The organism is Enterococcus lemanii (genome assembly GCF_016909125.1).
GTDB lineage: Bacteria > Bacillota > Bacilli > Lactobacillales > Enterococcaceae > Enterococcus_I > Enterococcus_I lemanii.
Genome location: NZ_JAFBFD010000022.1, coordinates 1 through 22099, shown reverse-complemented (window position 1 = coordinate 22099; position 22099 = coordinate 1). Strand labels below are relative to the sequence as shown.

Sequence of the window (22099 nt, the reverse complement as noted above, 5' to 3'; positions counted from 1 at the left end):
CCCTTTTTTAAAATAAATTTCGACTACTGCACTTTTTTTAAATATTTCGTTAAATTCAGAATCTCTACAGCTAGCTCTAATTCGCGTTGTTGATTCCCCATTTGACTGGCCATTTGTTGTTCCAATTTTTTTTGTTGAATTTCTTCTTGAACGCTGGCGTTTTGAATGACTTTTAACAAATCACGAAGCTCTTGATCGCTACTTTCTTCAGGAACTTTTAAATTCTCAATTTGAGCAACTAAATAACGTAAATTTTCATCTTGAAGAAAATCAAAAAACTTTGCAATTTCAAAAGAAGACTCAATGGCTATATACGTATCAAAGAGCACGTATAACTCTTGGTATTGTTCTTTAGGAAAACTAATATCAAGGTTTTTAAAACGTTGATTAAAGCCTTCTTCATGAAACAAACGATATAACAAAACCTCTTGCGCTTTCTCTACTTGGGTTTTTCGCCGATTTTGCATCGGCATAATCGGTTGTGCAATCACAACTTCTGGTCCTGGTTCTTGTTGTTTTTCTCGTCGTTGTACACGGTGTTGCTGCTTCAATTGCCGAAATTGTTGTTGAAGCACCTCACGACTCACTTGAAATTCCGTTGAAAGTTGCGTTAAATAACGATCTTGTTCAATCAATGAATCGACTTCGACTAATTCTAATAATAGAATCTCTAAATATTCCAGCTGTTCTTTTTCATTGGATAAATTTCGATTCATTCGATGATACGCTTGTTTAAACGAAAAAATTGTTTCCCGGCCGTGATTCGCTAAATTTACAAAAGCTTCTTGTCCATATTTACGAATGTAGTCATCTGGATCCAGACGTTCAGGAAAACTCAGGACACTTAATTCTAAACGACTCGTCTCTTTTAATAATTCAATCCCACGATTGGTTGCTTCAATCCCAGCGGAGTCACCATCATAACTAAAAACGAGCTGTTTCGTAATTTTTTCAATCATTTGAACTTGCTGTTGTGTTAAGCTGGTCCCCATCGAAGCGATCCCATTTTTCACCCCTGCTTGCCAGGCGGCCAAAACATCCATGAAGCCCTCAAATAAATAAACTTCACTTTCTTTTCGAATAATGCTACGGGCCTTATCAAAGTTAAACAAAACTTCTCGTTTGTTAAAAATCGCTGTTTCAGGTGAGTTTAGATATTTTGCCTGATTCTCACTTGAAGTATCTGGTAAATCTAACCATCGACCCGAAAACCCAATCGTTTTTCCTTGTGCATTACGAATTGGAAAAACCACACGTTGATAAAAGCGATCCAGTAACTGACCATCTTCTCTTTCGACAAACAAGCCAGACGAAGCAAAATGTTCTTTAGGTAGTTTTTCATTTAAAAAAACCTTCTCTAAAAATTCGCGTTGAATCGGTGCAAAACCAATTTGAAATTCAACGATGGTTTCTTCTGTTAAGCCCCGTTCAAGTAGATAATCCAACGCAACTTGCCCAGCAGTGGTGTGCATCAATAAGTGGTGATAAATCTCAGCTGCTTTTTCGTGAAGAACGATTAGTTGGTTGGTCGCTGTGGTTGACGTTTTTTCTTCAATGTGATTAAAAAACTTTTCTTCAACAGGAATTCCCTCTAGTTCAGCAACTCGTAAAACAGCTGCATGAAAAGGCAATCCTTCGATTTCTTCAATAAAACGAAAAACATTCCCACCACGTCCACAGCCAAAGCAATGATAGAATTGCTTGTCTTCAGCAACGGAAAAGGAAGGCGACTTCTCATTATGAAAGGGGCACAACCCCACATAATTTTTACCACCCGATTTTTTTAGTTGAACATATTGCCCAATAATTTCAACAATATTCGTCCGACTCCGAATCTCATCAATCACTTGGGTAGGAATTCTAGCCAAGTACGTTCACCTCCTGCAGATTATCTTAAGAAGGCTGTCTATATCGGAAAAAAAACGCACTAATCGAAATCAGCGCGATTTGAAAGTAGACAGTTTTTCACATGTTTCATTGTAGCACAATTTAAGAAATTTTCAAGTCTTTTGCATTATAGTTTTCACAAACAAAAGCGCTCGTCTTTATTGCAGAAAAAACTGAAAAAACTTCACTTTTAATTGATTCCAAGCAACAATATCTGCATAAAATAAATTCCCACCATTATGATATAAATAACCACCATTATAAATCAATGACGGAATCTTTATATAACGATACTGCGCTTGTGTCGTGTTCCCTAAAAAAGGAGCAAGCACATCTCGTGAATATTCCTCTGCTAAAGGAATGTCATTTTTCCCGCCACGATTGGCTATATAATAAATATAATCTAACCCAAAATTATAGGCTTGAATGGCAGTAGCTAAATCCACCTTTTCTTCCTCCGCCAGTGCCAACGATTCTGCTAAATAAGCAACCCCTTGATTAATACTTTCTTGTGTGCCCTGAATAAAACCAACTTCACCAAAAGCACTCTCTGAACTTTGCATCGGATCTGAGCCTTGTCCTTTTGTTTCTGTATAAATAATAGCCAAAACTAAATCATGGTAGGCCGTCAGCCCATATGTTTGAGTTGCCTGGCGTACTTCTTGTTCTAGTTGAGTAACTTGTCGATAAATTCGATAATTTTTATAAAAAAGATAACTTCCTAGTATTAGGAATAGTAATAAGAAAAATTGCAAACTTTTTTTTAAGAAACGTCTTTTTTTTCGTCTTTTTCGCATCGCCTTCCCCCTCATATCATCGATTAAAAACTAAAAGCCATTTGCTTAAATTTGGTGTTGGTCATTAAAGTTACTTTACTACATCATGATTTGCTTTGTATCAAAAACAAGCAAATCATGAGAAAAGCTTAAAGTTTGTTCACAATATCTTCTACATTTTTGATTGTTACAGAAAGCGTACCATCGGGATTGTTGATAAATTCAATGAGGTCAGGATTACGATACACCTCTAAAGGAACAATCAATTCAATTCCGTTAGAGAGTTTTAACTTCTGTTTACCAAATTTCTTCTCAGAAATTTCTTTGACCTCTTTTACTAACGGTGCTTGTGTGTGCACACCTTTTTCGGCAACTTCTTCTTGAAATGCTAATTTAGCTGAAATATTTTCTTTAAAAACTTTTTCGGCAATTTCGGTTGTATCTAAGTATCCTGAATCTTCAATCGTTTCAAAAACCGCCTCTTGGACGTTAGCTAACACATCGAATGTTGGTGTTTCAAATTTTTCACTCATTTTTTTAGCCACTTTTTTTATCACTCGAATATTTTCATCTAAAGAAGGTAACGGCACCGACTCAATGACTTCCGTGGAAAAATAAAAACGTTTTTCTCCAGAAAAGACTTGTTTCATCTCGACTAATTCATAGGTCAAATTCGTTAAGTTTATGGTAATCCCTTCATCGGCTTTTTGTGTTTTGCCACCTAAAATTGCTCGGTTTAAAATTAATTTGTTCAATAAGCCTTGATCTACCATTTCAGTAAAATGCGTATACTCTTCTTTGTACTTCACTCGAAACCAAGCAAGTTGTTCTTTAGCATCTTCCTCGTATAAAACAACAAAAACGTCACTATTTGGCGCTTCTTCACTTTCTTTGTAAACTTGATACCAATGACCAACAAGTAATTCACTAAAAGCAATAAAGTCTTTCGCCACTTTTGGCAGCATTTCAGCAACTGGGGAGGCTGGAGCTAAGGTACCTGTTTTCGTTTGCGCACTTGATATTTTTTGAATTTTTTTGGTTAAATATTCACGAATATAGTCATTCGTTAAATCCAGTTCGACTTGAGAGTAAACCGGATCACCGACCTCTCGATCAATTAGATGCATGACTGCTTTTTTTAAATAAATGTCCATTTTATTTCTCCTTTTTTATGCTTTACCTGTTTCTATCAAACCATTGACGGCATGTTCTATTATACTCAAATTCGTGTGTTTTGAAATATTGAATCCTAAAATCACTTTGCCAAAGTCGCCGCAAATCAAATGACATCAAGGTCATAAGATGTTATCATTAATAATAGAAACACCAAAAAAAGAGGAGGAGGTTTTGATGGAAGGTTTATTATTAGCAGCGGGATTTATTGGCTTAGTCATCGCTTTGCTTAGCCCGTGGACAAAAACGGGGATTTTACTTGCCTTAACAAGTTTTTATTTTTATTTAGACGTATTAGCAATCGAAGAATGGATTCCTTTTGCTTTATTTACTTTGGGAATCTTGCTTATTATCTTTGAATTTCTCATTCCTGATTTTGGTTTTGTCGGTATTTTAGGTGGAATTTTACTTTTTTTAGGCTTATACTATACGACTGGCAATTTCTTTTGGGCGATTCGCGATATGAGTATGGCGATTATTAGTTCTGCTGCAGTTGTGATTTTTTTAATTCGCAGCCAATACGCAACGAGTCGACTCTCTCGCTTTGTGCTACACACGAATCTAGACGTCGATAACACCATTGTTATGGAAGAAAATCCCCTTGAGTTAGTCCCTGGATTAAGCGGGGTTGCCCAAACCCCCTTACGACCTTCAGGAAAAGCAACTTTTGGCAAAAAAGACAGCCCACTTTATGATGTTTTAAGTGCAGATGGCTTTATTGCTTCTGGTTCTTTTATTGTCATTGAAAAAATCGAAGGTAGCAAAATTTGGGTAAGAAATTTAAAAATGGAAGGTGATTATTAATGGCTTATATCCCTGTCGCAAGTGTGATTAGCGTGGTGATTCTCGCATCAGTTGTACTATTTATTTTGGCATTGTTCTTACGTTTTGTGCCTGTTGGTTTGTGGATTACCGCTTATTTTTCTGGCGTAAAAGTCAGTATCGGAACTTTAATCGGGATGCGTCTTAGACGGGTGAATCCCTCGCATATTATTCAACCACTGATTAAAGCAACAAAGGCTGGTCTCATCCTTTCAACAAATGAACTAGAGGCCCACTATTTGGCAGGTGGGAATGTTAACCGTGTCATTGACGCACTAATTGCTTCTCAACGCGCGAATATTGATTTGGTCTTTGAAAAAGCAGCGGCCATTGATTTAGCTGGTCGTGATGTGTTTGAAGCCGTTCAAGTTTCTGTTAATCCAAAAGTGATTGAAACACCAAATATCGCTGCCGTAGCCAAAAACGGAATTGAAATTATCGTTAAAGCCAAAGTAACTGTTCGAGCAAATATCGAACGATTAGTCGGTGGTGCTGGTGAAGATACTATTATTGCCCGTGTGGGTGAAGGAATTGTAACCACGGTCGGCTCTTCTGAAAAACACGAAGAAGTTTTAGAAAATCCTGATTTAATTTCAACGACTGTTTTAAATAAAGGGTTAGATTCAGGAACGGCTTTTGAAATCCTATCGATTGATATTGCGGATGTGGATGTTGGTCGTAATATTGGTGCGCAACTTCAAACGGATCAAGCAGAAGCGGATAAGAAAATTGCTCAAGCGAAGGCGGAAGAACGTCGCTCAATGGCGATTGCCGAAGAACAAGAAATGCGTGCACAAGTCCAACGTATGCGCGCCAAAGTCGTTGAATCTGAAGCCGAAGTACCCTTAGCGATGGCTGAAGCTCTGCGAACAGGTAAACTTGGTGTCATGGACTATTACAAAATGCAAAACGTTGATGCAGATACAAAAATGCGTGCTTCGATTTCAAATCAAGCAAATCCTGCAAAAGAAAACGAGTGATTTAAATGGAAATTTTGACCGTTCTTTCACTTTTTTTTGAATTATTGGTTGATTTCTTACCATTTATTCTCATTATTATGATTACAACCAGTCTAAAAAAGATTGCACAAAATCAAAAAAAGAGCGCTGCTAAAGTGGTCGCACAAAAAAAACAAGAAACAGACGACCTTGTCAAAAGAGGCAAGAATTTGTCAGAAGTTTCCAAAGGGGAGCATCCTCAAACGAGCTTCGTTTCTAAAAAGAAACAGACGACCTTGACTCAAAGAAGAAATCAGTCAAGATCGCTAGAAAAACAACCGGTTGAACGCCCGTCAAGTGCTTCCACCCTCGTTCCACCAGTTGCTACACAAAAAATAACACCGCAGCCAATACCAGCGCCTCACGAAAAACCGGTATTAGCGGCCGACACATTAGTGCAAGCAATGATTTACAAAGAAATTTTAGATAAACCTTTAGCCTTGCGCGACTAATTGTTATAGTAAACAGGCGGATGAATTTTTTCATTCGTCTGTTTTTGAGTTATTCTCTGAATTTTATTATTTTCATGAATGGAGTGAGTAATCGATGGATCCTTTAACGAGACTTGATCATTTATCGCCAAAAATCCGAATCGCCCTTAGTTCTGATTTTATTTTTTTAGTTTTTCCTGATAAAGTGCAACATTTCCCGGCACGTAACTTTGGTCCAAAAGAAACAAAGCAAGCCTTACATGAACGCCTTGGTCAGAATTATAAATTGACGACTTGGCAAGGTTGTGTCGTTGCCTACTCAGCTGTGCCAGAAATCATTGCAATTTTACCTCGTTTTAATAAAATTGCAGAACTTCAAGACCTTTGAATTCTTAGTCTTTTTTCATTTTATTTACCATCTTCTAACTTTTCAAGACTTTTTCATGAAAATGACTTTCATTCTTGTTGTTTTTTGCATATAATCAAAAAGGATTGAATGGGAAATTTTGCCTAAGTAATACTTGGCACTTGCCCCTCTCGTTAAACAAAATCTATGCTATTTAGGTATTTTTTTTTTTGCAAATAGTACGGATGAATTCAAAAAGAAAGGAGCGAAGAAACGTAAATCCAGCAATTTACGATTCTTCACAATTTGAACAATGAAAAAGAAAAAACTGGCTAAGTTAAAACAACAATTTAGACCTTCTTTTAAAAATGCACAACAAATGCTTTTAACAGAAATGGAAAAACAAGCGCTCATTTTATTTGAGATGCCTATTAAAGCCTATATTAAACCGACTAACCAACAAGAGGTTGCTTTAGAATATTTAGGACAAACAACACGTGATTCCATCGTCACGATGCCTATAGACGAAAACTTCATAAATCTTATCAAGCAAATTCAAGCACTTGAAAAAGGGGTTTTAGAACGCTCTAGTAAAAATCTTATCACCGATGTCGCGAGTTATTGGTTAAGTGAGCCGCAAACAACGGTGAAAGAAAATAGTAAAACCGAAGATAAAAAACAAGTCGAACCGTTACTTGAGACCGTAACAACCGACATTGACGACACGGATAACTCCACCCCTGAAGCAGATGCCCTTGCCCTTTTTAAAGAACAAATGGCTGCCTTTCCTAAATTTTTTGTCGTTGAAGAAACAGGTACGATAAAATTAATAGAAAAAACGGCAAAAGAAGAGCGTCTTTTAGCAACCATTTCGAGTGTTACGCCCAATACATTTACGATTGAAACAGCGCTTGAAAGAAAGTATAAATTAAAATTAGAAGTCATTCCATTAATTGAAGCTTTTGCCAAAACAATCGCTTAATTTATTAAAATTTTGAACCCCTCTAGGAAGATCATCACTCCTAGAGGGGTTCTCGTTGTGTTTTTCGTAACTTTATAAGCTACTGACGTATGGCTTGTAATATTTTACGTGCATTTTTTTCATTCATCACTTGGTCTTTTAATGCACTTGCGACTTGTTGAACTTCTAGTCCTTGAGCACCAACTGATAAAGCAAGTGAACGTGCTTGCAAGGCCATGTGCCCTTGTTGAATCCCTTCAGATACTAGTGCCCGTAATGCTGCCAAATTTTGAGCTAAGCCAACTGCTGCCGTAATTTGGGCAAGTTTGGTGGCACTATCAATTTGTAATAAATCGAGGGCTGCTTGAGCTTTCGGTAAAACACGAGTCGCTCCACCTACACTTCCTAAAGCAAGTGGAATTGTTAATTCTCCTTTTAAGCCTTCTGGAACAACCGTCCAAGTGCTTAATCCTTCATATTTACCGTGGCGTGCTGCATAAGCATGAATACTGGCAGAAACTGCTCGAGTATCATTTCCTGTCGCTAAAACAAGTGCTTCAATTCCATTCATGATTCCTTTGTTATTTGTTGTTGCTCGATAAGGATCAAGTTTAGCAAATAAAGAAGCGTGCGCTATTTTTTCAGCTATTTCTTTGCCTTTACTCGGATCTTTTTCTTTCGATAATTGTTCAAATGAGATCAAACAAGTGGTCGTCACGAGGGATTCTGTTGCATAATTACTTAGAATACTAAATAAGATTTCTTCTGAAAACCACTCGCGCAGTAAATTTGCGACACCTTCTAAAATCGTATTTAATATATTCGCACCCATTGCATCTTTTGTATCAACAATTAAATCAACTGAAACGTAAGACGGTGACTCTTTAAACAAACGCACTTCTAACGCCTTTACCCCACCACCACGCTGAATAATTGATGGATAAACTTCGGCAGCACGTTCAAAAATCGCTGCTTGTTTTAATTCAATTTGTTTTTTTAATGCTTGACTGTCTTGAACATTCATTAAGACAATTTGCCCACGTAAATACTTTTCTGGCATGGTACTTGTAAACCCACCATTTGCTAACGCCATTTTCGCTCCGTTACTACAAGCAGCTACTACGGAAGGTTCTTCTGTTGCTAAAGGAATCACATAATCTGTTTGATTTATTTTAAAATTTAAAGCGACACCTAGCGGCAACGAAAAATCACTGATTTGATTTTCAATTAAATGATTCGCTATTTCTTCAGATAATCCATTTTCAGCAAAAGTTTCTTTTGTTTCTTTCGTAATTTTTCCTTGTTGAAAGAGCCTTTCTCGGCGTTCCTTAGGTGCTAACTGGTAAAATTTCTTTTCCGATTCAAATGAATATTTCGGCCTTTCTAACAGGATCGCTAAACCTAATCCCCCTCCAACACAAAGAGAAGCGACTGCAAATCGTCCATTCACACGTTGCAATTGATTCAGTGCGGTCGTAACAATTCTTGCGCCACTTGCTCCTATCGGATGTCCTAAAGAAATACCGCCTCCTGCCATATTCACCTTACTTGAATCAAGGCCTAATTGTTGCTCAACGACTAAAGAAGTTGTCGCAAAAGCTTCATTAATTTCAAAAGCATCAATTTGCTCTTTAGTCAGTTGATTTCTCTCTAGTAATTTAGTAATGGCAGTGATTGGTGAAATTCCCATAATGCTTGGTTCAATCCCTATTTCAACAATATCTTTTATCGTTGCTAAATAAGGTAGATTATTATTTTCAGCAAATTCTTTTGAGGCCAATAAAACAACAGAAGCCCCATCATTAACCGTTGAAGCATTACCTGCTGTGACTTGCCCTTCTTCTTTAAAAACTGGGTTTAAAGTAGCCAACTTCTCTAAACTTGAATGTTTCCGAACGCCTTCATCTTGCATCACTAGGTTGCCTTCGTTATCTAAAACAGGGACAATCTCTGCATCAAACCAACCATTTTCTTGCGCTCGTGCTGCTTTTAAATGCGAATTCAACGCAAATTCATCGGCTGCTGTTCGTAAAACATTGTATTGTTCAGCAACATTCTCAGCCGTTAATCCCATATGTTTCCCACTAAAAGCATCGGTCAGGCCATCGTGAACCATAATTGGATTGGGTTGCGAATAACTACCAGTTTCTTTATTAAAATAACTATAATAAGGCGCTTGACTCATGCTTTCTGTCCCACCAGCGAGTACCACTTGTGCTTTCCCAAGTTGAATCGCTTGCTGAGCCAATGCCAACGCTTTTAACCCTGAACCACAAACTTCATTTACCGTCATTGCCGGAATTTCGACTGCTAGGCCACTTTTTAACGCAATTTGGCGCGCAGGATTTTGACCAACTCCAGCTTGTAAAACATTTCCAAAAATAACTTCATCTATTTTATCTTCAAATGACGAATGGCGTTCTAAAAGCGCCTTCGTTACGACAACGCCTAAATCTACTGCACTTAAGTGACTGAGTTTCCCTCGAAATTTCCCGATTGGCGTTCTTAAAGCATCAATAATTACAACGTCTTTCACGTAGTCACACCTCCTATTGAACTATATCATTCTTCTTATAAAAAAAAAATAGACTTTTGCTTGAAAAATCCCCTTCATTACAATTTTAAAACAAAGTTTAAAATCTAAACAATTATTCCCCACAAATAACAAAAATATGGTAAATTTAAGGATACAGAGTTTTAGAAGGAGAATGACACAATGAATGTTGGTATTGATAAAATAAATTTTTATGTTCCACCTTATTATGTAAATATGGTCGAACTTGCACAAGCGCGAGCGGTTGATCCTAACAAGTTTTTAATTGGGATTGGTCAAAGCGAAATGGCCGTCAGCCCAAAAACACAAGATATCGTAACTTTTGCCACAAATGCTGCAAAAGAGATGTTAACAAAAGAAGATTTAGCATCCATTGACATGATAATTGTTGGAACTGAATCAAGCATTGACGAATCCAAGGCTTCAGCCGTCGTTTTACATCGACTTTTAGGTATCCAACCTTTTGCCCGATCTTTTGAAATTAAAGAAGCTTGCTACGGAGCAACTGCAGGCGTACAAATGGCTAAAAACCACGTTGCTTTAAACCCAAATAGTAAAGTCCTTGTCATTGCTTCAGATGTTGCTAGATATGGACTAAAATCTGGAGGCGAACCGACTCAAGGCGCCGGAGCCGTCGCAATACTTATTAGTCAAAATCCTCGTTTGCTTGTTTTAGAAGAAGAAAATCTCTCTTTCACCCAAGATATTTACGACTTTTGGCGCCCCATTGGATATGATTATCCTTTAGTTGATGGACCTTTATCAAATGAAACATATGTACAAGCATTTCAAAAAGTTTGGCAAGAATATCAAAAACGTTATGAACGAACACTCAAAGATTTTTCAGCTTTTTCCTTCCATATACCCTATACTAAAATGGGGAAAAAAGCCTTGTTGTCAATTTTAGAAACAGAAACAAGCGAAGAACAAACGCGCTTACTCGAACAATATGAAGCCAGCATTTGTTACAGTCGTCGGGTTGGCAATCTTTATACCGGTTCACTTTATTTAGGATTCATTTCTTTACTTGAGAATTCAAAGACCTTAAAAGAAGGGGATCGAATTGGTTTCTTTAGTTATGGATCAGGTTCTGTCGCCGAATTATTTAGTGGAAAATTAGTTAAAAATTACCACGAACACTTAAATACACAAGACCATCAAAAGTTACTTAATCAAAGACAAGCACTTTCGATTCGTGAATATGAGCAAATGTTTGAAGATTCTTTGGATATTCACCAATCGGCTACTTTTGCAGACCCAACCCCCTACAGTATTATAAAAATCGAAAACACAATCCGAGAATACCGCGAAAGCTAAAGTAAAAACCGACGAGCTAGAAAAGCTCTGTCGGTTTTTGCTTTAGCTAAATTAGCTCCGTTCAATTAAGTGTGTTTTCTTTGGTTTTCCAATGACTAAAGGAACTTTTTCTCGTCTTGTTTCACTATATTCAAGTCCAAACCATTTTTCAGGCGTCGTCGTGTGTCGTTTAATAAATAATTTTGTACCGATTATTTGACGCTCCCAGTAAGTTAATTCAGTATTATTTGAAAGGACTTCTTCAATTAATACAAATTTAAAGTCGCCTACTTCACGACCAGGCGTAATGGAATACCGTTGTGGTTGTTTGGCTAAACGGCCATCTTTCATCAAGTCATGAATAATTTGACGAATATAAACATTTACTTCTTGATTTACACGAAAACCTAAAAAAAGTTTTACTTTTACAATAAAGTCCGTTCCCATTGTGTCTACACTAAATTCTTTTGTAAAAGGCTCGTCGGTCACGACTACGTTAATAAACCAATAAACCTTCGCTCGTTTTGGCTGTTTATCTAAAATTGAATATAAGAATTGCCGTCCAATCATATCGCCTTCTAATTTCGGCACTAAAAATACAACATTCGTTTGAAATAATGGAATTGAGTCATCTTGGTGTAATGCAGTTAACTGAGGTAACATGTCACGCAAACTAACTTCTTCTGCTTCACGCTCTTGAATCGCATTGCTCCGTTCCCAAATCACCATCACCAACAAGATAACCAGTGCCATAAAGACCGCTACAAAGCCACCATGAAAGAATTTTGCCGCACTTGAGAGGAAGAATATAAACTCAATAATCCCAAAGAATAACGTCACACAAAGTGAAAAAAATTTGTTATGTTTTGTTTGGATTAAATAAAAGTACAATAAAAAAGTCGTCATTAACATCGTCACAGTAATTGAAAGACCATAAGCCGCTTCCATTTTCGAAGAAGTTCTAAAAGTTAAAACAACTAAAGAGCAAGAAAACCATAATATAAGATTTACGGTCGGAATATACATCTGGCCAATTGAAACACCAGGATACAAGATATTCAATCTTGGCAAAAGTTTTAACTTCATCGCTTCAGAAACAAGTGTAAACGATCCAGATAGTAATGCTTGTGAGGCAATCACTGCTGCAATTGTCGCAAAAGCAACACCAACAACTAGCCAGCCATCGGGTAAAATTTTAAAAAACGGATTTAAATGCTCGCCTACATAACTATTAGGCATGTGAACAGCTCTTGTTAACCACGCTGCTTGACCTAAATAATTTAGTAGCAAACAAATTTTTACATAAGGCCAACTCACATGAATATTGGTTTTTCCAACATGCCCCATGTCTGAGTACAAAGCTTCTGCCCCAGTTGTTGCTAAGAAAATATTTCCCAAAATTAAAACACCTAAACGATTATTGGGATTTAATAATAATTTAAAGGCGTAGACTGGATTAAATGCACGAATCACACTTAAATCTTCCACAAAGTTTAATACGCCAACAACTCCCAAAAAAGTAAACCAAAAAAACATAATGGGACCAAATGCTTTGCCGACAAAATCTGTTCCAAACCTTTGCAAACCAAATAAAAACAATAGGATGAGCAAAGTAATCATTACGATAATATTTTGGTTCATTCCAAATGCTTCATAAAAGGCCGGAATCCCCCTTAGTCCTTCTATTGCTGTCGTAACCGTCACAGCTGGCGTCAATACCCCATCAGCTAATAAAGCAGCACCACCAATCATTGCTGGAATAATTAAAAATTTACCTTGCTTGCGGACTAGCGTATACAAAGAAAAAATCCCACCTTCTCCATGGTTATCCGCATTTAATGCAATTAGTACATACTTAATGGTTGTCAGTAACGTCAATGTCCAAAAAATTAGCGAAACAGTTCCTAATATAAAGCTCTCATCTAACGTTGAAAGCCCCCCATTCCCCTCAACAATCGCTTTCATTACATATAAAGGACTCGTGCCAATATCACCATATACGACTCCCATCGCTACTAACAAACCGGCTATAGAAAGCTTGCTTTTCTTATTCATTTTTTTGGCGCCCCCTAATTTTTTCATCCTAAAAAAACCCCTTTAGAACATGGTTTTTTTATTTATTTTTTGCCAATGGATGTATTATCGCCATTATCATATTTAAGGTCAACAAGAAAAATCAAATCGAAAATTAAAAATTCATTTAAAAAGTTGATAATTACAAATAAGAAATAAAAAAAGTGAATAAAACTTGTTCAATAACAAGTTTTATTCACTTATAGTATCTTTAAATTCTTAAGACGATTTTTCTCTTTACTTTGTTACTCGTAATGTAAAGCTTGCTGAAACACCTGAATTCGTTGTTACAGTAATTTTAGTCGTTCCATCTTTCACAGCTGTAATTAAGCCATTTTCATCAATTGTTGCAAACTCGTTACGACTTGATTCAAATACTAATCCTGTCAAATCAGCATTTACTGGTGTTGCCGTTGCTTCTAATTGGAGTGTTTTTCCTTTTTTCAAAGTTTTAATACCAGAAAAGTTTAAAGTAAGTTTCTCTACAGGTTTTGAATCAGCAGTTTTAATTGAAACAGACTTAGACAAGTAAGAGGTACGGCCGTTCACTTTTGAAGAAACAGCATATTGGTAATTTGTATTTGAAAGTGCTGTTTTATCCTCGTATACATAGCCTGTTGCCGTTTTGGTTAATTGATCGTTCGTTAAATCAGCGATAATTGTCTTTTCCTCTTTATCTTTTTCCCAACGCCAAATTTGATATCCTTCAATATCGTGGCCATTTACACCATCAGAAGCTTCTGTAAAGTTTACAGCAACTACAGAATTTACTTGTTCAAGAGAAACGTCTGCTGTAATCACACCTTCACTTAATAAATAGCTAGTATGTGGCGGTTGATTGTATGAAGTATTTTGCCATGCTAAACTTTCTCTATATTGTAAATCTTCTAATAAAGTTGGAATTACATAATCTGTTGGGATTGTGGTAGAATAAATTCTAACTTTACTATTATCATCAGCTACTCTTAAAACCATTTCTTCACGCCAATCCCCAAATAAGTCTCCAGAAATTCCTGGATTTCCTTTTGTACCATTAGAAGTATATGCTTCTGAACTATCAAATAAAGTATTTTGTTTTTTATTTTCATAATCCCATTTATAGATGCCTGTTGATACTGGAACATATCCTTCTTTTTCATTAAACACATGGTCTTGAATTTCTCTTAATAGATCCCCATCCCAGTACATTAAACCATTTGCAGCAGGATTTCTATCAGATAATTTTACTAAATTATCTAAAGTTGAAGTTGTTGCATACACTGCGCCCTTATTCGAATTCCAGCTTGGATTACCATCTTCTGGATTAAATTCGGCTGGAGCAATTGACCAAAATTCAGCACCAGGTGACGTCGGGTCAATATCAGATGCAGCACCACGTCCTGTATCGCGACCAGTATTATAAGCCATTAATTCTTCTCCAGTCGCTGCATCAGAAACGACCACATGGTATTTAGCACTTGCATTTTCTTTTACAGACATCAATTCTAACCCATCCCGTTCAGGTAACCAATCTCCTAAATGCATGGCATCTCCATGTCCTAATTTAGTATTATAAAGAACTGTACCGTCATGATCAAAAGTAATAGAGCCAAAAAGAATTTCGTCTTTACCGTCATTATCAACGTCCGCAATACTCAAATTATGGTTTCCTTGGCCCTCAAACTCTTTTCCTGCTACATCTGAATCGAATTTCCATTTGATTCTTAAACTATCACCAATACCATCATCATCTGTATCTGCTAAATAATAAGCTGTTAAAGCTGTCCTAGTATAATATCCTCTTGCCATTACAGCATATGGTGCTTCACCATCTAAATAAGCTGTACCAGCCAAGAATCGATCCACTCGATTTCCATAACTATCTCCCCAAGCGCTTACATTTCCTCTTGCTGGCTCATAGCTAGTTGTTCCAACGATAGTTCCGTCTTCACCATTAAACATTGTGAAGTATTCTGGGCCCTCTAATATGTAACCAGAGCTATTGCGATAATCATGTTTTTCGCTAATTTTATTTGTTGGTAAATTAGCTGCATTGGTTGCTCCTACATATCCAGTTTCCGTTAAACCTATATCTGTTCCATCGCTACTTTTATAAGTTGTTGTTCCATCTGCTGTCTTAACAGCAATTTCAGCTCGTCCATCACCATCATAATCCCAAACCTGAAATTGAGTATAATGAGCACCGGAACGAATATTGACACCTAAATCAATCCGCCATAATAATTTTACATCTCCTGTACCAAAATCGATGTCATAACCATCTAAAAATGTTGTTCCTGTATAGCCACTTTTAGAATTATCTTGCCCACCAGCATCCCATTTGACAACTAACTCCAGTTGCCCATCGCCATCGAGGTCACCCACAGACATATCGTTTGCAGTGTAACTAACTACATTTCCATTTGGCATTTGTTGATCTTCAGGTTTATACAATTGTAATTCTAAATATTGATTATTCCATGTTTTCGTTTCGATTATATTTAATCCTAATTCTAGATCATTTGCACCAACTACTTTATAAATATCTTCGCTAGTGCCGCCTTCATCAATCCAATTGGTATCGATAATTTTTGAAGCAATTAATTTTTCTCCACGATAAACATCGTATGTATTTCCTTTTGGATCTTTTGTAAAACTTCTCCATGAAAGATACACGCCGTTTGAATACTCGTTCCCTTTTTCATCAGTTGCTGAAACAACTGTTTCACCGCCTTTGTTACCAGATAAATTAATGGCCGTAACACCACGATCAGTTAGCGTTTCAGCTGCTGTGGCGACAGGTTTACCTTCTAATGGCTCCACTGCCAATTGCTCAGATATTTCGCTAACCCCTCCACTACTTTTCCCTTGTACTTGATAATAGTAAGTATGATTTGCTAATAGCGATTGGTCAGAATCTGTATAAGTTGGTTCAGATACTGTGGCAATATTTACAAACCCACTATCTGATTTGTTTGATCGATAGACAATATACTCATTTGCTCGTTCATCTTGATCCCAAATCAAAGTCTTTTCAAAATCTTTAGCCACTGTTGCTACTAGATTCGTTGGTTTTTTTGGTATCTCAGCTGAATTATCAAGTGCTTCAACAATTACATGATTGCTTTTAGCTGTTTCTGTCCCATCAGCCATGACAGCTGTCATATAGTATTGATAGATTTCTCCAATTGGTGCTATCATTGAGCGACAAGCTAATTCGTTAGACTCATATTCTTCAGCAGTAAAAGATTTAATTTCTTTAAAAATTTGATCTGTGTCAGATTTCCCATAAATGCGATAAGATACAGCACCTTCGACAGGGTTAAAGCCTATTAAAAAAGATAACTGATTCCCTTCTATATTTTTTTCAGATACCGAAAAACCACTTGGAGCTAATAGAATTGGTGTAATCTCAACACCATTAAAGTAAGGATTGGGTCCAACAATTCCAACATTTAATTGACCATCCTCTACATTAATATCAGTCGTTAATGATCCTAAAGATTGTCGGATTGAAATACTCCCAACTGATTTACCTTCCATTATAAATCCAGATTTAATTGTTGAAGTACCTGATAATAAATCACCAGCATAGACTGTCACTTCGTATGTTCCATTTGGTAAATCAACTAAAAATTCACCTTCTGAAAGTGTGAAATCTTCTGCCATTTCATTAGCTACTTCATTACCACTATTATTTCGATAACGCCCATTACTCATTTCTTTTTTAAATCCATAACCACGTTCCTTTGAATAAATTGTATCGTTATTGACCCCTGTCCACCCTTTTAAAGTTGGAGAATTTTTCCAATTAATATCAAATGAGTATTCAGATTCTTTCGTAGAAACTTTAATTTTATCAGAAACTTCGCTTAATCCCTTATCATTATAGGCTGCAACTGCATAAACATAAGATTTACCTTTTTCAACTTTTTTATCTGTAAAAGTAGACGTAATTGAAACGGCATAACGAGAAGCTTCCGTAAAATCTATTTCTTCAATTGATAAATCATCTTTTAATTCTTGGCGATAAATATAATATAATTCTGCACTGTTAACTGAATTCCATGACAAGGTTGCACTAGTTGCACCTGAGGAAACTAATTTTAAATTTTCAACTTTCTCAGGAACATCTGTACTTTCTAAAAAAACGACCCGTTCAATCAGGCTATTAACAGATGTTTGTATTTTTTCATTTAAAGCGGTAACATCAATGTCTGTAATTTCTTGAGCAACACATTGGGCGAATTTCAATGCTCCATAATATTGTAAATGAGTGCTATCTGTTGCTCCATTTATATACGCACCCTCGTATTCACCTGGATTCACGTGTAAAAAGAATGACTTAGCACCTTCTATTCCAAATTGATTTGATAGTTCGATGGATGCTTTACTTAAATCAACTAATGGTAAATTTTGAGCATCCGCCATACTCCTCATAACGTCACCATATGCTTTAAAATCTTCTTTAAATCCATTTTCATTATAGCTATATCTAGTAACCGGGGTTACCAGAACCGGGGTTGCTCCTCTTTGTAATGCACCATCTACGTACATCTGCATCCAATATTCGAAATCATCTATTGAAACAAATCTGTTTGGACGTGAGGCTGTTGCATCATTATGTCCAAATTGTACTAGCAAAAAGTCACCCGGTTTTATATCATCTAATAATTCATCTAATTTCCCTTCTTGAATGAACGATTTCGAACTACGTCCCCCTATTGCACGATTTTCAATAATTGCATTACTTGATTCATAAATTTCTGATTGTGAATAAGAAGCACCAACCGCTTCACGTTGCTCAATTTTATCTCCAAAGAAGTTCCATAATGTTTCACCCCAACCTGTTTGAGGAGCATAATAGGTGTCATAAGTTTGTACGGTTGAGTCTGATGCTAAGTATATCGTCGGCTTAATACCTGCTTCTTTTTTTTCAGAATTTTTAATTTCAATTGATTTAACAAAAACTGATTTTTCTTTAGCTTCTTCTTCACTTTTAGCTGATGACGGATTAAAAAATTTCAAATCTAAAAGACCATCAATTAAGCTTGTAGAGAAATTTGCCTCTACTTCTTGTCCTGAAGGAACAGCTAGTTCGTTTATCTTGGTTATTTCTTCTGATTCTATAATTGCTTGATAATCTTCTTTTGTTGGATTTATTAATTTTATCGTCACATCGTATTCATTTGGTTGTAATTGTACAGCCAAGCCAGTGGTATTTTCATAACGAAAAACCCCATATCCCGTTGATTCTGTTTCTGTCCAAACCTTATTAGTAAACTCAAGGCCATTTTCTATTTCTTTAACGTAAGTCGAACCTGGAACAGTTTCTAAAATACGATCATAATAAACATTATTTATCCATCCTTTCGCAGGTGATGGATAGTTATAATCCATTAATCCATAACCAGCTTTGTCACTATAAATATTTTTTATTGTGATATCTGAGCCAAATTGATAAGAATTAATTTCATTTTCAGCATTTACCTTAGTGGTACCTATAGAAAGTAATAATCCACCCATTAATAAATACTTATTTAACTTATTACCCACATGTTTCACTCCTCAAGTAATATATTTATTTTATTAAATAATTCGATGGTAAATAACTTAAAAGCCTATTGTTTTCTCCCCATTACATCAAACAAGTATTGTTTTGCTTGGCTTATCCCTCTATTTGAAATACTTTCGTTACTCATTTCAATCAAGTCATCCAAATTAACACCAAACTCCGATAGAGCTGCATCTTCTAATGCTTGAACGGCATTAGTTGCTATATTAAAGTTTACTTCTGATCCCATAAATGTATTATCGATAACCTCACCATTTAATAAACCTTCAATCTCTATTTGCATATTTGACTTAGGTTCCATTAATAAATATATATTATTTTTTGCATCCTTAAACCAAAGAACTCCTGAATCCCAATCTTCATAAATTCCATTTTCAGGAGTTACTTCAAAAATAACTGCCTCTTCAGGAATAGGAACAAAACTAGTTGAAAATTTATATTTTATTTGTGAATCATTCTCAATTTTCACTAGCGAATGTAAACTTCCTGTATTGGAAATAGTTCCTACTGTATCAACCGTTAATCCTGGTTCTAAAGCGACCCCGTCTTCTCCTAAATCGTCAAGAGCAAATTCCACACCTAGTTCCCCAAAAGAAAAATTTAAAGAATCTGAATCCGTTGCAGTAAACCAAGCATAAGTTGAACCAATAGATAACGTTGTTAATGCTGAAGCTGTAAACAATAGTTTGTGTATTTTTTTCATGTACAATTCACCCTTCTATATGTTTAAAATTTATTAACTGGCTAATAAGACTATAGACTAAGTTTAATGACAAGAGTGTCAATAAAAATGCTAATTTTCCTCTTATATGCTGCATTTTCTGAAGAATTATTCCTATTTTTGGGATAAAAAATAAGACTTTTCCTTGAATATCTCTAGTATTCACTAAATTATTATCGATTAATTGATTCGCGTCCCCTTTAGTTTGAAATAAGTATTCATTATTTTTTTTGATTTTTTTTGTTATCCTATGTGTAACAGTTTCATCAGATGCAAAAAAACTAATCACATCTCCTTCTTTTAATTTATCAGGTTTTACTTTTCTTGTAATCACTATTGAACCTGCAGGTATCTTATCTGCCATACTATTGGTTAAAACAACTTTTATTGAGTAATCAGAAAGAATACCTGTATATTGTCGGACATATGGTACTAAAAGTGTTACTGGCATAAAAAATATTATTAAACTTAAAATAGCTCTTTTGATATACTGAAAAAATTTACTATCTCTTTTATTATTTATATATATCCACCATCTTTCTCCTTTTCTGCCTGTCTTAGCTACTCACATTTTTCTTGAACACTTCGTAAAAACGCTTACATAATTACCTTTTAGCAACAAGATAAATCAAAACTCTATCCACTACCTCCTTCATTTAATTTATTAAACAAAAATTGGTCAAGTTGTTGCCGATATAACCAATCTTTCACATTATTAACCATATCAAAAAGAGAAGTATAAAAATAGAAGCTTTTTTTTACTTTCTTACCATTTTTTTACTTTTAAGTATAAATATTCATTCCCTTAGTCATAAAAATCTATTTCTTTTAAAATTTTGGCAAACAAACTATCTTAAATTAAAACGAATATCATATTGCTAACATCAACTAATTTATAAGCGGTCATTAATCACATCGATATAATTTCACACTAAACTCCCACTCTTATAATTAAGATGAAGTTTAGAGCAGCAACTAGGTGAATATAGTGCTTGGCAATCATAAAAAAATACCTATTATAGAAAAGTGTTTTTCTATAATAGGTATTTTAAATTTTTCTCTCTATTATTAAATAGGAATAACTTTATTCATAAAACTGGGGTAGCTGGATTCGAACCAACGCATGAGGGAGTCAAAGTCCCTTGCCTTACCGCTTGGCTATACCCCAAAAAAAAGGCGAATGATGGGGATCGAACCCACGAGTGCCGGAGCCACAATCCGGTGCGTTAACCACTTCGCCACAATCGCCATGTTTGCTATTATAATAATTATTTCGCACAAAAAAATAGGGACATTAGAAAATGTCTCTAATTATACCGGCGGCCGGGATCGAACCGGCACGCCCTCAACGGGCACTGGATTTTGAGTCCAGCGCGTCTGCCAATTCCGCCACGCCGGCATTAAATTTATTGTACTAAGGCGGTAACCGGATTTGAACCGGTGATGAAGGTTTTGCAGACCTCTGCCTTACCACTTGGCTATACCGCCATTATTATAATAAAACTGGGGTAGCTGGATTCGAACCAACGCATGAGGGAGTCAAAGTCCCTTGCCTTACCGCTTGGCTATACCCCAAAAAAAAAAAGGCGAATGATGGGAATCGAACCCACGAATGCCGGAGCCACAATCCGGTGCGTTAACCACTTCGCCACAATCGCCATGGCAGGGGTAGCAGGAATCGAACCCACACCAACGGTTTTGGAGACCGTTGTTCTACCTTTAAACTATACCCCTATTAAAAATTATAAAAATGGAGGAGAGTGGATTCGAACCACTGAACCCTAAGGAACGGATTTACAGTCCGTCGCGTTTAGCCACTTCGCTACTCCTCCATAATGGCGCGAGACGGAATCGAACCGCCGACACATGGAGCTTCAATCCATTGCTCTACCAACTGAGCTACCGAGCCAACTATGAGTTTTTATTTAATTTTAAATAAAACGGTCTGGACGGGACTCGAACCCGCGACCTCCTGCGTGACAGGCAGGCATTCTAACCAACTGAACTACCAAACCAATGGGGGTTAACGGGTTCGAACCGCTGACCCTCTGCTTGTAAGGCAGATGCTCTCCCAGCTGAGCTAAACCCCCAATATTTAAAGCTATGATCCGTACGGGATTCGAACCCGTGATACCGCCGTGAAAGGGCGGTGTCTTAACCACTTGACCAACGGACCTTTATTTAAGAACGGAGAGTAAGGGATTTGAACCCTTGAGACAGTGTTCACCATCTACATGATTTCCAATCATGCTCCTTCGGCCACTCGGACAACTCTCCAGGCGTGTAGAAGCTTTTTACTCTTCTTTTTCTCGAATTTAATGAGAACTCCGGCAGTAGGACTCGAACCTACGACATCATGATTAACAGTCATGCGCTACTACCAACTGAGCTATGCCGGAATAATATAATACAGCGTGGCGACGTCCTGCTCTCACAAAGGGAAACCCTTCACTACAATCGGCGCTAAGAAGCTTAACTTCTGTGTTCGGCATGGGTACAGGTGTATC

14 protein-coding genes, 14 tRNA genes and 1 rRNA gene are annotated in these 22099 nt (G+C 36.5%); 6 read left to right on the top strand and 23 right to left on the bottom strand.

Annotated elements, in window-relative coordinates:
- Positions 1 to 23: 23 nt before the first annotated feature.
- From dnaG to JOD14_RS07505, 3 genes are all read right to left on the bottom strand, one after another.
- Entirely contained in the window at positions 24 to 1868 is a 1845-nt protein-coding gene (gene dnaG, locus JOD14_RS07515) for a DNA primase (protein ID WP_204654213.1), read from the bottom strand.
- A gap of 177 nt (positions 1869 to 2045) precedes the next feature.
- The gene (locus JOD14_RS07510) at positions 2046 to 2684 is read right to left on the bottom strand and encodes a lysozyme family protein (RefSeq protein WP_204654212.1); all 639 of its coding nucleotides are present in this window, start codon (positions 2682 to 2684) and stop codon (positions 2046 to 2048) included.
- Positions 2685 to 2812: 128 nt separating this feature from the next.
- Complete coding sequence (locus JOD14_RS07505) at positions 2813 to 3817, bottom strand: nucleoid-associated protein (protein WP_204654211.1); 1005 nt, start codon at positions 3815 to 3817, stop codon at positions 2813 to 2815.
- A gap of 196 nt (positions 3818 to 4013) precedes the next feature.
- Here JOD14_RS07505 and JOD14_RS07500 point away from each other — a divergent pair, with 196 nt between their 5' ends.
- From JOD14_RS07500 to JOD14_RS07480, 5 genes are all read left to right on the top strand, one after another.
- Positions 4014 to 4640, top strand: coding sequence for an NfeD family protein (locus JOD14_RS07500; RefSeq protein WP_204654210.1), 627 nt, complete (start codon positions 4014 to 4016; stop codon positions 4638 to 4640).
- Positions 4640 to 5638 carry a flotillin-like protein FloA gene (gene floA / locus JOD14_RS07495; protein WP_204654209.1) on the top strand — a complete coding sequence of 333 codons (999 nt, stop codon included), beginning with the start codon at positions 4640 to 4642 and terminating at the stop codon, positions 5636 to 5638. The genes JOD14_RS07500 and floA overlap by 1 nt, the downstream gene beginning before the upstream one ends.
- Positions 5639 to 5643: 5 nt before the next feature.
- Positions 5644 to 6108 (top strand): hypothetical protein, encoded by a 465-nt coding sequence (locus JOD14_RS07490; protein ID WP_204654208.1) that lies wholly within the window; start codon positions 5644 to 5646, stop codon positions 6106 to 6108.
- A 94-nt stretch (positions 6109 to 6202) separates the two neighbouring features.
- Positions 6203 to 6475 carry a hypothetical protein gene (locus JOD14_RS07485; protein ID WP_204654207.1) on the top strand — a complete coding sequence of 91 codons (273 nt, stop codon included), beginning with the start codon at positions 6203 to 6205 and terminating at the stop codon, positions 6473 to 6475.
- A 271-nt stretch (positions 6476 to 6746) separates the two neighbouring features.
- Entirely contained in the window at positions 6747 to 7415 is a 669-nt protein-coding gene (locus tag JOD14_RS07480; RefSeq protein ID WP_204654206.1) for a hypothetical protein, read from the top strand.
- 79 nt (positions 7416 to 7494) lie between these two features.
- Here the strand turns inward: JOD14_RS07480 and JOD14_RS07475 are convergent, their stop codons facing one another.
- Positions 7495 to 9930 (bottom strand): hydroxymethylglutaryl-CoA reductase, degradative, encoded by a 2436-nt coding sequence (locus JOD14_RS07475; protein ID WP_204654205.1) that lies wholly within the window; start codon positions 9928 to 9930, stop codon positions 7495 to 7497.
- A 180-nt stretch (positions 9931 to 10110) separates the two neighbouring features.
- Between JOD14_RS07475 and JOD14_RS07470 the strand changes: the two genes are divergently transcribed.
- Positions 10111 to 11265, top strand: a complete 1155-nt coding sequence (locus JOD14_RS07470; RefSeq protein WP_204654204.1) for a hydroxymethylglutaryl-CoA synthase — start codon at positions 10111 to 10113, stop codon at positions 11263 to 11265.
- A gap of 51 nt (positions 11266 to 11316) precedes the next feature.
- On the opposite strand, the gene JOD14_RS07465 is transcribed toward JOD14_RS07470, so the two are convergent.
- The 19 genes from JOD14_RS07465 to rrf form a co-directional block, all read right to left on the bottom strand.
- Positions 11317 to 13326 (bottom strand): KUP/HAK/KT family potassium transporter, encoded by a 2010-nt coding sequence (locus JOD14_RS07465; protein WP_239576138.1) that lies wholly within the window; start codon positions 13324 to 13326, stop codon positions 11317 to 11319.
- 228 nt (positions 13327 to 13554) lie between these two features.
- Positions 13555 to 18852 (bottom strand): rhamnogalacturonan lyase family protein, encoded by a 5298-nt coding sequence (locus tag JOD14_RS13545; RefSeq protein WP_204654203.1) that lies wholly within the window; start codon positions 18850 to 18852, stop codon positions 13555 to 13557.
- A gap of 65 nt (positions 18853 to 18917) precedes the next feature.
- Positions 18918 to 19574, bottom strand: a complete 657-nt coding sequence (locus JOD14_RS07455) for a hypothetical protein (RefSeq protein WP_204654202.1) — start codon at positions 19572 to 19574, stop codon at positions 18918 to 18920.
- Between the two features lie 7 nt (positions 19575 to 19581).
- Positions 19582 to 20067, bottom strand: a complete 486-nt coding sequence (locus tag JOD14_RS07450; protein ID WP_338031681.1) for a signal peptidase I — start codon at positions 20065 to 20067, stop codon at positions 19582 to 19584.
- Positions 20068 to 20688: 621 nt separating this feature from the next.
- Positions 20689 to 20760, bottom strand: a tRNA-Gln gene (locus JOD14_RS07445).
- Positions 20761 to 20767: 7 nt separating this feature from the next.
- Positions 20768 to 20840: transfer RNA gene (locus tag JOD14_RS07440), tRNA-His, on the bottom strand.
- A 66-nt stretch (positions 20841 to 20906) separates the two neighbouring features.
- A tRNA-Leu gene (locus tag JOD14_RS07435) sits at positions 20907 to 20991 on the bottom strand.
- A gap of 18 nt (positions 20992 to 21009) precedes the next feature.
- A tRNA-Cys gene (locus JOD14_RS07430) sits at positions 21010 to 21080 on the bottom strand.
- 15 nt (positions 21081 to 21095) lie between these two features.
- A tRNA-Gln gene (locus tag JOD14_RS07425) sits at positions 21096 to 21167 on the bottom strand.
- 10 nt (positions 21168 to 21177) lie between these two features.
- Positions 21178 to 21250: transfer RNA gene (locus JOD14_RS07420), tRNA-His, on the bottom strand.
- 2 nt (positions 21251 to 21252) lie between these two features.
- Positions 21253 to 21326: transfer RNA gene (locus JOD14_RS07415), tRNA-Trp, on the bottom strand.
- 17 nt (positions 21327 to 21343) lie between these two features.
- Positions 21344 to 21424: transfer RNA gene (locus tag JOD14_RS07410), tRNA-Tyr, on the bottom strand.
- 4 nt (positions 21425 to 21428) lie between these two features.
- A tRNA-Phe gene (locus tag JOD14_RS07405) sits at positions 21429 to 21501 on the bottom strand.
- Positions 21502 to 21533: 32 nt separating this feature from the next.
- Positions 21534 to 21607, bottom strand: a tRNA-Asp gene (locus tag JOD14_RS07400).
- A gap of 2 nt (positions 21608 to 21609) precedes the next feature.
- A tRNA-Val gene (locus JOD14_RS07395) sits at positions 21610 to 21682 on the bottom strand.
- 14 nt (positions 21683 to 21696) lie between these two features.
- A tRNA-Glu gene (locus JOD14_RS07390) sits at positions 21697 to 21768 on the bottom strand.
- 12 nt (positions 21769 to 21780) lie between these two features.
- Positions 21781 to 21869 (bottom strand) — tRNA-Ser (locus JOD14_RS07385).
- A 48-nt stretch (positions 21870 to 21917) separates the two neighbouring features.
- Positions 21918 to 21991: transfer RNA gene (locus JOD14_RS07380), tRNA-Asn, on the bottom strand.
- A 13-nt stretch (positions 21992 to 22004) separates the two neighbouring features.
- Positions 22005 to 22099 (bottom strand): 5S ribosomal RNA (rrf, locus tag JOD14_RS07375); the annotation flags it as partial.

Coding starts and splice junctions, on each gene's coding strand:
- JOD14_RS07510 (WP_204654212.1), bottom strand. CDS start 2,684: ATGCGAAAAAGACGAAAAAAAAGACGTTTCTTAAAAAAAAGTTTGCAA.
- JOD14_RS07505 (WP_204654211.1), bottom strand. CDS start 3,817: ATGGACATTTATTTAAAAAAAGCAGTCATGCATCTAATTGATCGAGAG.
- JOD14_RS07500 (WP_204654210.1), top strand. CDS start 4,014: ATGGAAGGTTTATTATTAGCAGCGGGATTTATTGGCTTAGTCATCGCT.
- floA (WP_204654209.1), top strand. CDS start 4,640: ATGGCTTATATCCCTGTCGCAAGTGTGATTAGCGTGGTGATTCTCGCA.
- JOD14_RS07490 (WP_204654208.1), top strand. CDS start 5,644: ATGGAAATTTTGACCGTTCTTTCACTTTTTTTTGAATTATTGGTTGAT.
- JOD14_RS07485 (WP_204654207.1), top strand. CDS start 6,203: ATGGATCCTTTAACGAGACTTGATCATTTATCGCCAAAAATCCGAATC.
- JOD14_RS07480 (WP_204654206.1), top strand. CDS start 6,747: ATGAAAAAGAAAAAACTGGCTAAGTTAAAACAACAATTTAGACCTTCT.
- JOD14_RS07470 (WP_204654204.1), top strand. CDS start 10,111: ATGAATGTTGGTATTGATAAAATAAATTTTTATGTTCCACCTTATTAT.
- JOD14_RS07465 (WP_239576138.1), bottom strand. CDS start 13,326: ATGAAAAAATTAGGGGGCGCCAAAAAAATGAATAAGAAAAGCAAGCTT.
- JOD14_RS07455 (WP_204654202.1), bottom strand. CDS start 19,574: ATGAAAAAAATACACAAACTATTGTTTACAGCTTCAGCATTAACAACG.